Origin of the sequence: Collinsella sp. AF02-46-1 (genome assembly GCF_003465825.1) — a bacterium.
Classification (GTDB): domain Bacteria; phylum Actinomycetota; class Coriobacteriia; order Coriobacteriales; family Coriobacteriaceae; genus Collinsella.
In genome coordinates this window covers 44,154-57,546 of record NZ_QSBV01000002.1, presented here as the reverse complement: position 1 = coordinate 57,546, position 13,393 = coordinate 44,154, and the positions used below count along the sequence as shown (strand labels likewise).

12 protein-coding genes are annotated in these 13,393 nt (G+C 60.2%); 11 read left to right on the top strand and 1 reads right to left on the bottom strand.

What is annotated here, in order from left to right; translation table 11 throughout:
• Positions 1-13: 13 nt before the first annotated feature.
• From DWV20_RS01435 to DWV20_RS01385, 11 genes are all read left to right on the top strand, one after another.
• Complete coding sequence (locus DWV20_RS01435; RefSeq protein ID WP_158566269.1) at positions 14-1,774, top strand: SpaA isopeptide-forming pilin-related protein; 1,761 nt, start codon at positions 14-16, stop codon at positions 1,772-1,774.
• Between the two features lie 508 nt (positions 1,775-2,282).
• Entirely contained in the window at positions 2,283-3,251 is a 969-nt protein-coding gene (locus DWV20_RS01430; protein WP_118256193.1) for a helix-turn-helix domain-containing protein, read from the top strand.
• Positions 3,233-4,006: a hypothetical protein gene (locus tag DWV20_RS01425; protein ID WP_118256192.1), complete on the top strand. Its 774-nt coding sequence runs from the start codon at positions 3,233-3,235 to the stop codon at positions 4,004-4,006. The genes DWV20_RS01430 and DWV20_RS01425 overlap by 19 nt, the downstream gene beginning before the upstream one ends.
• A gap of 131 nt (positions 4,007-4,137) precedes the next feature.
• Positions 4,138-5,055 (top strand): class C sortase, encoded by a 918-nt coding sequence (locus DWV20_RS01420; RefSeq protein WP_158566267.1) that lies wholly within the window; start codon positions 4,138-4,140, stop codon positions 5,053-5,055.
• 327 nt (positions 5,056-5,382) lie between these two features.
• Entirely contained in the window at positions 5,383-5,694 is a 312-nt protein-coding gene (gene gatC / locus DWV20_RS01415) for an Asp-tRNA(Asn)/Glu-tRNA(Gln) amidotransferase subunit GatC (protein ID WP_055250987.1), read from the top strand.
• Entirely contained in the window at positions 5,694-7,208 is a 1,515-nt protein-coding gene (gatA, locus tag DWV20_RS01410; protein WP_118256190.1) for an Asp-tRNA(Asn)/Glu-tRNA(Gln) amidotransferase subunit GatA, read from the top strand. Before gatC ends, gatA begins: the two co-directional genes overlap by 1 nt.
• Entirely contained in the window at positions 7,208-8,884 is a 1,677-nt protein-coding gene (gatB, locus tag DWV20_RS01405) for an Asp-tRNA(Asn)/Glu-tRNA(Gln) amidotransferase subunit GatB (RefSeq protein ID WP_118256189.1), read from the top strand. Before gatA ends, gatB begins: the two co-directional genes overlap by 1 nt.
• Before the next feature lie 534 nt (positions 8,885-9,418).
• Positions 9,419-9,664 (top strand): DUF6110 family protein, encoded by a 246-nt coding sequence (locus DWV20_RS01400; RefSeq protein ID WP_117817141.1) that lies wholly within the window; start codon positions 9,419-9,421, stop codon positions 9,662-9,664.
• 78 nt (positions 9,665-9,742) lie between these two features.
• Positions 9,743-11,758 (top strand): heavy metal translocating P-type ATPase, encoded by a 2,016-nt coding sequence (locus DWV20_RS01395; protein ID WP_233539746.1) that lies wholly within the window; start codon positions 9,743-9,745, stop codon positions 11,756-11,758.
• 143 nt (positions 11,759-11,901) lie between these two features.
• Positions 11,902-12,255 (top strand): hypothetical protein, encoded by a 354-nt coding sequence (locus DWV20_RS01390; protein WP_147346298.1) that lies wholly within the window; start codon positions 11,902-11,904, stop codon positions 12,253-12,255.
• Positions 12,252-12,767 (top strand): PIN domain-containing protein, encoded by a 516-nt coding sequence (locus tag DWV20_RS01385; protein ID WP_147346297.1) that lies wholly within the window; start codon positions 12,252-12,254, stop codon positions 12,765-12,767. The genes DWV20_RS01390 and DWV20_RS01385 overlap by 4 nt, the downstream gene beginning before the upstream one ends.
• A 58-nt stretch (positions 12,768-12,825) precedes the next feature.
• Here DWV20_RS01385 and DWV20_RS01380 read toward each other — a convergent pair whose 3' ends face one another.
• Positions 12,826-13,260 carry a hypothetical protein gene (locus DWV20_RS01380; protein WP_147346296.1) on the bottom strand — a complete coding sequence of 145 codons (435 nt, stop codon included), beginning with the start codon at positions 13,258-13,260 and terminating at the stop codon, positions 12,826-12,828.
• Between the last annotated feature and the right edge of the window lie 133 nt (positions 13,261-13,393).

The window sequence follows — 13,393 nt, the reverse complement described above, 5'->3', positions numbered from 1 at the left end:
AAAGAAGATGAGCATGAGCAAGAACATCGCACGCCTGGCAGTAACCGCCGGCCTCACAGCAGCGTTGAGCTTCGGCGGAGTCATGGCCCCGGTTACGATGGCGTTTGCCGAGGGCACGCCGACGGTGGCCACGGAGAAGGGTAAGGTGGCTATCACCGACGAAACATACACCGGCACGACATTCAAGGGCATTCAGATCTTCACCGCGAAGGTCACGCAGGATCAGAAGGGCGATGGGAGCTGGGATGGCTCGGCCGCTAAGACTCTTTCCGATATTCAGTGGGCTCCGGGTAATGTGAAAACCCTCGTTACGACTGCGCTCAAAGACGTTACTGGAGCACCTGACGTAGATGCTGACGCCCAGACGTGGGCGGAGTTCATCAGCACGACTCAGGGCTCTAATTTTGGAGAGACTACGGCGGTTGATACTGGTACAACTCTTGACTTGATTGCCAAGGCCTTGGAAGGGGACAAGACCCTCACGTGGACAAAGCCAAGCGATTCCACCAAAGGTAGCTTTAAGGATCTTGATAATGGCTACTGGCTTTTCGTGACCGATACGCCCAGTACGACCAGCGGTGCTAATGGCAATACTGATGCGTATACCTCGCCGATTTTCACCATCGTCGGTGGTTCTGACGTTAACGTGGCCCCCAAGAAGGACGTCCCCAAAGTGACCAAGGCCGTAAAGGATGACAAGAACGGCAAGTTTGTTACGGACGATAGCAAGAATGTTTTTACCGCAGCCAACAAGGCTGCCGACTCCGCTGCTGAACAGCCTGTTGAATATCAGCTTGCCGGCACTGTGACTAGCAACATTAACACGTATGTCAAGTACAGCTACACTTTCACTGACGAGCTCCCCTCCACGATGGTTCCAGAGCTTCAGGGCAGTAACCCAGTCGTTGAGGTCAAGATTGCCAATTCAGTCGTGGATCCCGCTTGCTACAGTGCGACCTATGTCCCGGGAGAAAGCACGAATACGCTCACTGTTTCCTTCGAGAACCTCAAAGAAGTAAAGGATAAGGCTGGCAATCCTATCACCGTTGACGGTATTTCGACAGTCTATGTGAACTACAAGGCCAAACTGGATGCTAGCAAGATTACGCAGGATATGCTCGGCAAGGCCCAGGTGAACAATGTCAAGTTGACCTATTCCAACAACCCGCACACCAATGGCACCGGTACCACGGTTGACCATCCGGCCTACGACTACACCTATGGTATCGATGTCACCAAGGTTGGTAGCGACGAGGACGAGACTGGCAACCCCAAGACCCTCGAAGGCGTTCAGTTCACGCTGCAGGAGAAAGGCTCCAACGAATTTATCAAGGCCGACGGTACCACGACGACAGATACAAATGCCGCAATACTAACTACCAACGATAAGGGCATGATCAACGTTGTCGGTCTCGATGAGGGCACCTACACCCTTACAGAGGTAACCCCGGCGCCTGGCTACAACAACTCTGCTTCCAAAGGTGTCACGTTTACCATTGCTCGCGGCACGCTTCAGCAGGATGGCACCGCGGTGACTCCCGACAAGGATTCTGCCAACGTTACTGCTGCTGATGGTGTTGTAAAGGCCGGTTCTGCCACCGTATCTACCGGTAAGCTCAGCTTCACCATCGTCGACAAGAAGGGCTCCAACCTCCCGCTGACCGGCCTTAACGGCGTGACCTTCACTTGGATCGCTGGTGGTGCGGTGCTGTGCATCGGCGTGGCGCACCTCATTCGTAGCCGTAAGCAGGCTGAGGAGTCCGAGCAGGAGTAACGCTCACTCACCCATCCCTTTGGCAGGTGGGATGTGATGGCCATGAGACTTGCGGACACTTTTCTCGTCCATCGACGTTCTTGCTTTGCCATTCTCTTTTCGGGGCAGATTCCGCACTGGAGTCTGCCCCGTTTTTTGGGATAACGCAGCCAGCCTCTACCGTCCGATGCGGGTACGTTCGTCATCGCGTTTCTTGACTCGTATGAGGTTCGGATTAAGGTCCGTAGGCGCACGCGCGGTGCGGACGGTAGAAGGCATTTGCGCCGCAAGCGCAAATAAGAATGCCCGGGGGTCGGATCCCGGGCATTTAACAAAACCAGAAAACTAGGCCGCCCGCGCTCTCGTACACTTACGCGGGGTGCGTCGTTTTCTATTGACATTGTATCCCGAATCGCCCCGCCAATCCGGGACATTTTGAAAACGCAAATGCTGGCCGATTCACAAAGGAATCTCGTTAATTCCAAAAATAATGTATAATTCCAATACAAACTGGAATCGAACGAAAACAATGGAAATGAACGAAGCGCTAAACTACTTACAAGAAGCACTAGGCCTCTCCTCCAAGACCAAAACTTGGCCTGGATCCGCACGCTTGCCGCTGCATCTGCGAGCGATTGAGGTCCGCGCTGTTGACGCAAACGGTTTTTCGTTTTTGCTTGCAAGTTTGCCTACTGGCGTCGGGCTTCCCGAGGTTAAGAGAGTCTATAGTCAGCTAGCCTTGCGTGCGGAGACTCCTGTTGTCGTTTCGTTTCCTGATGCCGATGCACGTCAGCGCAAAGCATTGGTCGCACAAGGGATTCCGTTTGTTTGCCCCGGCAGACAGGCTTTTCTTCCATTTATGGGCACGGCCTGCACGGAGAGGGGCGGTGCCCGGTTTCGCAATCACGCGACCAAGATGTCACCCAACGCACAGGCTGCCGCAATCTGGGGAGTAGCCCAGGAGCCATATCGCCCCCATGACCTTTGTCGTGCGCTTGGGATCTCGGCAAGCCGCGCGAGTGAGGCCATAACCGAGCTTGTTGACAGGGGACTCGCGAGGCGCGAGCGTCGCGAGCGACGTGTCGTCGTGCTCCCTGTCGCCGTTGATCTTTTGCTAAGCGAGCACATGGCAGAGCTCTCCTCGCCTGTCTCGAAGGTCTTTTTTGCAAGGAAGACGCCGCAGATCGACTATCTTGTTGACGCCGGGGAGACGGCGCTCGCCGCGCGTTCGATGCTCGCTGCACCGGGCATGGAACAAAAGGCCGTCTTAAGAAGTGCATGGCGTCAACTGAGCGACCTCGAAGTCGCAGACGGGGAGTTGCCGGATAACGAAACGGCGATGATTCAAGTGTGGCGCTATGCACCCGTGTTTGCCGGCTCCTCCCGTGTCGACGACATTTCGCTTGCGCTATCTTTGGCGGCAATCGACGATGAGCGAATTCAGCTCGAAGTCGATCGCATGTTTGGAAAGGAATATCCATGGCAAGAAGCGCTGTAGAGGGTCTCCAAGAATTTCAGCAGCATATGCAAGAAGCTGCAGGATCGTATGCTCTTATCGGCGGCACGGCATGCGACATTTTGCTCGCGGAGGCGGGACTTCCGTTTAGGATGACTCACGATTTTGATGTGGTAATCGTCGCCGATGACCGGTTGCCTCAGACGGCAGAAGCTATATGGACTTTGGTGCGTGATGGCGGTTACCGCTGCGGCTGGGGCGAAGGCAAAGGCTCATGTTTTTATCGGTTTACAGAGCCCAAGAGGCCGGGTTACCCCCATATGATCGAACTCTTCGCGAAGTGCCCCGACTTTCTAAAGGGTCGTGAGGGGATTGATGTGGCGCCAATTCACGTTGATGAAAACATAAGCAGTCTTTCGGCAATTTTGTTGGACGATGCTTACTACAGCTTGTTCCTTCAGGGAATTCGGACCGTAGACGGCGTTTCGGTCCTGGGTACGGAATACATTGTCCCGTTCAAAGCGAAGGCGTATCTCGACCTAAAAGCCAGAAGGGAAGCGGGGGAGAACGTTGATTCGAAGAAGGTAAAAAAGCATAAACGCGATGCGCTGAGGCTTGCTCAGTTGCTTGGCGAGTCGGAAGGTGTAGACCTGGGCGAAGAACTGAAGGACGATATGCTTGCGTTTGTTAAAGATTGCGAGGTGGGCGACGTCAATCTGAAACAGATCGGGGTTGCGGGCGTAACGATGGCGCAGTTGCTCGAGACGATGAAAGCAACATATGGCTTGATTGGTTGAGTGGGGTTACGTGGCCCGAACGGTGCAGTCTAGCGGCGTTGTCTGGCGCGGAAGCTCGCTAATCGGCTATTATTTGTTTAGACAACCTGAGCTGTAAGGAGTGACCGGCGATGGTGCAGGGCGCCAAACATATGAAGAGCAATAACGCCGCGGACAACGGCGGCTCAAGCCCTCAGCCCAAACCTCAACCAAAGCCCAAGCGCCGCCGCAAGCGGCTGCCTCGCTGGGCCGACCGGCTCATCACCATCGTCATCATCCTTATCGGCGTGGGCCTTATGACCTGGCCGTGGATTTTGGACCGGCTCGAGGCCTCGGGCGTGTTCAACCAGATCAGCACCGTGTCCAGCACCGTGGACGCGCTGTCTGCCGAGGAGCGCGAGCGCATCTTGCTGCAGGCGCGCTCCTATAACGAGCAGCTTGCCGGCGAGGCCACCGAGCTTCCCGCCGACCAGATCGAGCCCTACGCTCAGCAGCTCATCTTTGACCGCGACCCCATGATGAGCTGGGTCGAGATCCCCTCCATCGATGTGAGCATGCCCATCTACCACGGCACGAGCGAAGAAGTCCTCATGGCGGGCGTCGGCCACCTGGAGGGCACGAGCCTGCCGGTGGGCGGCACCTCGACGCATTGCGTGCTCACCGCGCACTCGGGCATGCGCAACCTGAGCATGTTCGACGACATTCACTCGCTGGAGCCCGGCGACCTGGTGCTGCTGCACACCATGAACAAGACGCTCGCCTACAAGATGGTGGACTCCGAGGTGGTGCTGCCCGAGGAGATGGAGTCGCTGACCATCGAGCCCGGCGCCGACAAGGTGACGCTCGTCACCTGCACGCCCTACGGCGTGAACGACCATCGCCTGTTGGTGCATTGCGTGCGCACCAAATACAACAAGAAGGACGTCGACAAGCAAAAGTCGCTGGCCGGCCGCCACTGGGGCAAGCGCGAGTTTGCCGTGCTCATCGTGGTCGTGGCCATTGTGCTGTTGCTGCTGGACATCGTGATCCACGCGGTCCGCAAGCGCCGCAAGGCCAAGGCCTCGGCATAGGACATTCTCCAGAACCACCACAATGGGGACAGGCACCTTTGTGGTGGTCGGGGCTTCCAAACCATCACAACATTCGATGAAAATCGCGATTTTGCCGAAAAACGTCGAATGTTGTGATGCTTTTCGTTGTGGTCGAGACGGTTTTCGCTATGGACGGTACGGTTTTCGCTACGGACGGCGCGGTTTTCGCTGCAGAGCCGCCAGCCCGCAGCCTGCCAATCCACCGCCCTCGTTACGTTTTCGCTGCATTTAGGTAAAGCGCCTGCTCCAAGCCGGCGCTGCCCTGTATACTAGAGCGGTTTATCTGTTATGCGGAAGGGAGCGCCTATGGCACTCAGCGAGAAAGACGTGCGCGGCATCGCCGAGTACGCAAAGATCGCACTGACCGATGACGAGCTCACCCAGATGACGTCCTATATGAACGACGCCGTCCAGATGCTCGAGCCCGTCTTGCAATATGACTTACCCGACGTGGAGCCCACGTTCCATCCCATCGGAAGCCTGTCCAACGTGATGGGCGATGACCTGCGCGAGCCCGAGCGCGACCTGCCGCTCGACGTCGCGCTCGAAAACGCTGGTAGCGCGCGCGATCGCTACTTCCGCGTGCCGTCCATTTTGGGAGAGGGGGAGAGCGAGTAATGGCGCAGAGCTTCGATTCCCTTACCGCCGCCCAGATCGCCGCGGGCGTTGCCGCCGGCGACTTTACCGCTACCGAGGTGGCCCAGGCCTCCCTTGCCGCCATCGAGGCGCGCGAGGGCGGGGTTCAGGCATTCCTGCAGGTGGCGCCCGAGCTTGCGTTCGAGGCTGCTGCGCGCGTGGATGCCGACCGTGCCGCAGGCAAGCCGCTGCCCCCGCTTGCGGGCGTGCCGCTGGCCATCAAGGACAACATGAACCTCGTGGGCACGCGCACTACCTGCGCTTCCCGCATGCTCGGGGACTACCAGAGCGTCTACACCGCCACCTGCGTCCAGCGCATGCTCGATGCCGGCTGCCTGCCCATGGGCAAGGCCAACATGGACGAGTTTGCCTTTGGCAGCTCCACCGAGAGCTCGGCGTTCCACCGCACCAACAACCCCTGGGATACCGAGCGCGTGCCCGGCGGCTCCTCGGGTGGCTCCGCTGCGGCCGTCGCCGCGGGCGAGGTCGCGCTCTCGCTGGGCTCGGACACCGGCGGCTCCATTCGCCAGCCGGCGAGCCTCTGCGGCGTGGTGGGCTTTAAGCCCACGTATGGCGCTGTGAGCCGTTACGGCGTGGTTGCCTTTGGCTCGTCGCTCGACCAGGTGGGCCCCTTTGGCCGCACGGTCGAGGATGTCGCGCTGGCCATGAACGCGCTTACCGGCGCGGGCCATGATCCGTACGACTGCACCAGCCAGGATTGCGCCGTCGACTTTACCGAGCATCTCAACGACAGCATCGAGGGTAAACGCGTGGGCATCATCCCCGCGTTTATGGAGGCCGAGGGCCTGACGCCCGAGGTCAAGGCCGCTGTTCAGCGCGCCGCCCAGGAGCTGCAGAACCAGGGCGCCGAGCTGGTCGAGGTCGACCTGCCGCACCTGGACGCCGCCATCGCCGCCTACTACGTCATCGGCCCGGCCGAGGCGTTCTCCAACTTGGCTCGTTTCGACGGCATTCGCTACGGCTATCAGGAAGAGGGCTGCGCCAACCTGTCCGACCAGAGCTCGCTTTCGCGCGCCCACGGCTTTGGCGCCGAGGCCAAGCGCCGTCAGATGCTCGGCGCCTACCTGTTGAGCTCGGGCGTGTACGACAAGTACTACTACGCCGCACAGAAGGCTCGCACACTCATCACGCAGGATTACGACGCCGCGTATGCCAAGGTGGACACCATCCTCATGCCCGCCTCGCCGCGCACGGCCTTTAAGTTTGGCGAGATCAGCGACCCCACGCAGATGTACCTCTCCGACCTGTATACCATTTCGCTCAACATCTGCGGCAACGGTGGCATTTCGGTGCCGCTGGGCCTGGGCGAGGATACTCAGCTGCCCGTTTCTGCCCAGCTGGTGGGACCTGCCTTTAAAGACCGTCAGCTGCTTACGTTTGCCCGCGCCCTGGAGCGCGGCTTTGCCGATGCCGCCACGGGTGCGCCCGCGCTTTCCGTCGCGCCCGATTTTGCCGGGAAGGGAGGCGAGCTGTAATGAAGGAGCTTTCCGAGGTCCTGCAGGATTGGGAGGCCGTGATCGGCCTGGAGATCCATACCGAGCTCACCGCACTCGATACCAAGATGTTCTGCAACTGCAAGCTCAGCCACGATGACGAGCCCAACGCCAACGTGTGCCCGGTGTGCTTGGGCCTGCCCGGTGCGCTGCCGGTGCCCAACAAGCGCGCCATCGAGAGCATCGTCAAGGCCGGTCTCGCCACCAACTGCGAGATTCAGCGCCACTCGATGTTCTACCGCAAGCACTACTTCTATCCCGATATGGCCAAGAACTTCCAGACCACGCAGGGTCCAGTCGCCTTTGCCATGTACGGTCATCTTGATCTGGACGTGACCGGTCGCGGCGCCGCCGAGCGCCCCGACTGCGCGTTTGGCGAGGCCGAGGCCCAGAGTCTGGCGAGCGCCTCGGCCAACGCCGAGGGTCTGTCCACGTCCATGACGTCGACCATGCGCGAGGGCAATCAGCGCGCCGGTCATCTGGCCAGCTACGATGCATCTAACCTGCAGATGCCCGAGCGCCGCGAGGACGGTTCCTACACGGTGCCCATCCGCATCCTGCGCATCCACATGGAGGAGGACGCCGCCAAGATGGTCCACGTGGGTGGCGCCGAGGGCCGCATTACCGCCGCGGCCGAGTCGCTCGTCGACTACAACCGCTGCGGCACGCCTTTGATTGAGCTCGTGACTGAGCCCGACCTGCGTACGCCCGAGGAAGCGCGCCTGTTTATGGAGAAGCTCCGCCGCATCTTTGTGACGCTGGGCATTTCGGACTGCTCCATGGAGAAGGGTTCCATGCGCTGCGACGGCAACGTGTCGCTGCGCCGCCGCGGCGAGACCAAGCTGGGTACCAAGACCGAGCTCAAGAACCTCAACTCGTTTAAGAGCCTGCACGATGGCCTTGCCTACGAGATTTGCCGCCAGGCCGAGGTGCTCGAGGAGGGCGGCATCATCTATCAGGAGACCCGCCACTGGGAGCCCAGCCGCAAGCGCACTGTGGTCATGCGTGTGAAGGAGACGGCCGACGACTATCGCCTGTTCCCCGATCCCGACCTGGCGCCGTTCGATCTGGATGACGAGTTCATCGACCGCTGCCGTGGCGAGATCCCCGAGCTGCCCGATGCCAAGCGCGCCCGCTTTGAGGCCGACTTTGGCATTAAGGCGGCCGACGCCGAGCAGATCGCCGGCGACCCGGAGTTTGCCGAGTTCTTTGAGGCGGCCGCTGCCGGTATGGCTGGCAAGGAGGCCCAGACGGTTGCAAACTTGCTGGTGAACGAGATGATTGCTTACCTTAAGGGCGCGGGCGTGTCGCTCGCCGAGTCCGGTATCGCGCCGGCTCAGGTGGCAGCACTCGCCAAGCTGCTGGCGACCGATGCCATCAGCTCCAACCAGGCGCACGAAGTCTTTGAGGCCATGGCCCAGACCGGCGACGACCCCAACAAGATTGTCGACGAGCGCGGCATGCGTCAGGTGAGTGATGCCGGTGCGTTGCAGCCGATCGTGGACGAGGTGCTGGCTAACTGTGCCGATCAGGCGCAACAGTATCGTGACGGCAACCAGAAGGTCATCGGCTTTTTGGTGGGTCAGTGCATGAAGGCGAGCCGCGGCAAGGGCAACCCGAAGCTCTTCAACGAGTTGCTGAGAACGTCGCTCTCGTAAGCGGGAACCGAGGGGCCGGGTGCAGGGCCTTGCCTCTCAATTTCGGACAGTCCTGACTCACGACGGAGGCGCCACTGGCGCCTCCTGTTCGTGCGGAACTCATTGAGAGGCAAGGCCCTGCACCCGGCCCCTCGGTTCCGTGACGACTCGGCCGTTCGGGTCAGGTGGGGCTGAATTGAATAGAGTGAATGGGCGTGCCGTTGGCGCGCCCATTGTTTTGAAGGGAACTCATTTTGAGGACGCACCCGCCCTGCCGGGGCTCCCGGGTTCTGCAACGACTCGGCCGTTCGGGTCAGGCGGGCTGAATGGAATTTGGTGAATGAGGGCGCTGTTGGCGCCCTCATTTTTTGTGGATGTGGTGCAGGGACGGCCCCCTTGGTCACAGCGCGCCCCAAGATTTCCAAAAAGTTAACCTTTGTTGACCTCAATAGTTAGATAAACTAAACTATTTTCCAAAAGTGTGCTCGAGCAAACTTGTTTACTCGGGTGCTGAGGCACCGTGCCGCGTCCGATGCGGCAAAAGGGAGAAGCAACATGAAGAAGTCGACGTTTAACACCCTGCTTGTCGGTGGCGGTTTTCTGCTTGGTACGGCCGGCATCAAGCTGCTCACCAGCGCTCCGGTAAAGAACGCCTGCGTGCAGGGCATTGCGTGCGGCATGCGCATCAAGAACGGCTACCAGGACATGGTCGAGCAGGCCAAGGCCGAGGTCGACGACATGGTTGCCGAGGCTGCTTACATCACCCAGAGCGAGGCCGCCGCGGACAACGCAGCCGAGTAGCACTCCCAGGCATAAACAATGAGATTCTCGATTATCAGCGAGATCCCCGGCAGGACCCGCCTCCAGTTGGCGGGTCCTGTGCCAGAGAGCGATCTCGATGCGCTTCTAAAGCTCAGCGGCGAAATCGATGGTGTGCGCAAGGTGCGCGTCTACGGCCGCATTGGCCAGATGGCGCTGGAGTACGACGAGCCGCGCCGCGCAAGCGTGCTCGACGCCCTGGGCGCACTCGATGCTCAAGCTATTGCCGATGCCAAGTCGGGTTACGTGATGCAGCTTGAGCCGCGCAAGCACAAACTCGTTATGGACCTGGCGACACTCGTCGGTGCCCATTACGCACGTCGCTGGTTCTTGCCCACGCCCCTGCGTGCGGTGTTTGTCGTGGCCGGTTACATGGCCTTTTTGCGTGCCGCCCTCCGTGAGCTCGCGCAGCCGCGCCTGACCGTTCCCGTGCTCGACGCTTCGGCCATCGGCATTTCGTTCGTCAAACGTGATGTCGACACCGCAGGCCAGACGATGTTCCTGCTCAACGTGGGCGAGCTGCTCGAGGACTACACCCGCGCCATGAGCGAAAACGAGCTCATCAACTCGCTGCTCGATGTGCCCGACAAGGCGCAAAAGGTCGTCGGCGACACCGAGGTAAGCGTTGCCGCCACCGAGCTTGAGCCCGGCGATCTGGTCGCCGTGCGCACCGGCATGTCCATCTGCATCGACGGTGTTGTCGAGCAGGGGAGCGCTATGGTCAACCAGGCGACCCTGACCGGCGAGCCGCTGGCCGTCGAGCGCAGCGTGGGCGACGACGTGTTCGCCGGTACCGTCGTGGAAGACGGCGGCATCTTGGTGCGCGTGCGCGCCAATACGGCGCAAACCAAACTGCGCTCAATCGTCTCGCTCGTGCAGACGGCCGACTCGCTCAAGTCCGAGGGCCAGTCGCATATGGAGGACCTTGCCAACAAGATCGTCCCGTGGAACTTCCTGCTCGCGGGCCTGGTTGCGCTTACTACCCGCAGCCTCATCAAGACCTCGGCGGCACTGATGGTCGACTACTCGTGCGCACTCAAGCTCACGGGTTCCGTTGCCGTCATGACCGCTATGAGCGATGCTGCCAAGATGGGCGTCATGGTCAAGGGCGCGAAATACTTTGAGTCGTTTGCCAAGGCCGACACCATTGTGTTTGACAAGACCGGCACGCTTACCGAGGCGCAGCCGCGTCTTGCCTGCGTGCTCACCACCGATGGCTGGAGCGAGGACGAGGTCCTGCGCCTTTCCGCTTGCTTGGAGGAGCATTTTCCGCATCCGGTGGCGCGTGCCGTGGTCAATGCGGCACGCGAGTGCGGGCTCGAGCACCGCGAGCGTCACGCTGCGGTCGAGTACATCGTGGCGCACGGCATCGCTTCGTCCATCGAAGGGCGTCGCGCGATTATCGGCTCGGCACACTTTGTGTTTGAGGACGAGAGCGCGCAGCTCGAGGCCGACATTAAGGAGCAAATCGAGTCCCAGATGCAGGGCCTGTCGCCGCTATATCTGGCGGTCGATGGAAAGGTCGTCGGCGTGCTCGGCATCGAGGATCCGCTCAAGCCCGGGGTCCGTGAGGCCATCGCCGACTTGCATGCGCTGGGCGTCAAGCATGTCGTTATGCTCACAGGCGATTCGGAGCGCACGGCCGAGCGCATTGCGCGCGAGGCGGGCGTTGACGAGTTTAAGGCCGAGCTGCTGCCCGAGGACAAGTACGCCTATGTGGAGCGCATTAAGGGCGAGGGGCGTCACGTTGCCATGGTGGGCGACGGCGTCAATGACTCACCGGCGCTGGGCCTGGCCGACGTGGGGCTGGCAATGGGTGGCGGAAGCGACATCGCCAAGGAGGTCGCCGACATCATCCTGACCGACACGGATCTTGCCGCGATCGTGCGCCTGCGCCGCATGAGTCAGGGTCTCATCGACCGTCTGACGAGCTCCTATTCTAAGGTGATGCTCACCAACTCAGCGCTCTTGGCGCTGGGGATCACCGGCGCGATTACCCCGCAGGCGTCGTCGCTGCTGCACAACGGCTCGACGATTGCCTACAGCCTGAGCAACGCGAAGGCTTACCTGCGCTAGCAGACGTGTTCGCCCACGTTATCTGGCCTGCGCCCAGACGGCATTTGTGTCGTCTGGGCGCAGGCCTTTTGCGTTTGACCAAGTGCTAGCTTATCTATATAGTGGTGCTAGCATGGCTAGCAATTGAAGGGGGCGGGATCAACGTGGGTGCTGTTAGTGGCATGGCACAGGTGAACGTTCGCGTGGATCGCCAGGTCAAGAACCGTGCCGAGGAAGCGCTGCAGCTTTCGGGCGGGTCACTGCCCGAGCTCATCAAAAAGGTGGTGGCCAAGGTCGCACAGGGTGGCGGGCAGTGCGAGGAAGTGCTTGCGGCCGTCGACGACCGGCAGCAGACCGTCGCGCACGATACTCCGTTCGCCGCGTCGTGGGCAGCGGCAGACCGGCTTTATGCAGATTTGGGCATCGTTGCGCCGCCCGCATCCGACGATCGCGGTTGGGACGCAATCTATTCCGAAGCCATGGATGAGCATTATCGCCAAAAGGGGATGATCCTGTGAGCGGGGTTCCCCTCAAAATAATGGTGGATGCCAACGTATGGGTTGATTCGTTTTGCGCCGACCATGCCGAGTCGCTTGCCGCACGTGCGTTTATTGGACAGGCGACGGAGACGGGGGCATTGCTGTTCTTTCCGGTGCATATCGCCAAGGACGTGCTGTACGTTGTCCAACACGAGCTGAAGCGTAGCGTTCTTGCCAGCGGGGGAGCGCTCGACGAGGCTTCTGCCCGCGCGATTGGCGATGCGGCGCTGGCGTTTGTTCGGAATATGACCGAAAACGCCACAGCCGTGGGTGCAGATGCGTCGGACCTTTGGCTGGCCGACAAATACTTAGCGCTCCATTGCGATTACGAGGACAACTTGGTGCTCGCCGCGTGCAAGCGCGCGCAGGTTGATTACTTGGTGACCAACGATCGCAAACTGCTCGAACATGCCGATCTTGCAGCAAAGACCCCGCGCCAAATGATGCCGATTCTCGCGCTGGCCGAACGCGGCGGCGCGGCTATCGGTTGACGCGAACTGTTTGCGGGCCTCTTGGACGACGATGCGCCAAGGGGCCCGCGCCTGCTATTTACAAAAGCTCGGCCTTAATGGCGGGACTTTCTGCGAGCTGCTCGGCTGCCTTTTCGTCGGAGCTGTCGAGTGCTGCCAGACTGCGGTAGACCCACTCGTTGACCTGGGTGTTCTTGACGCCTGCGGTCTGCATGAGGGCGCCTACCTCGCGGATTGCTGCGAGCAGATCGGCTTTGGGACCCGCGAGCTCGACCTCGATGCCGTGGTAGGCGACCACGCCGCGGTTCTCACTCACGTGGTCGATAAAGCCCTCGACGGTCTCAAGCTGCTGGGCGAGAGCCACATCATCGTTAGCGTCCAGCGCGACGAGTGCGTTCGATACCGTGAGGGCGGGATGTCCGCAGGGGACAAAGCCTTCGATGACATCCATAGCTTCGGTAATGGTTGAGCCCAGGCCTGCGAGGGCATTGACGAGTTGCTGCTTGGTATCCATAACGGTCCTTTCGACGGGGCAGTTGTGCTTGGCGAAAATATACGTGACGCGATCGGTAGCAAAAGTGCGAAGTGCGGCGCACATTGGGGTCTTCACAGCTCGTGCATAGAACAGCTGTCTGCCTTTAGAACGT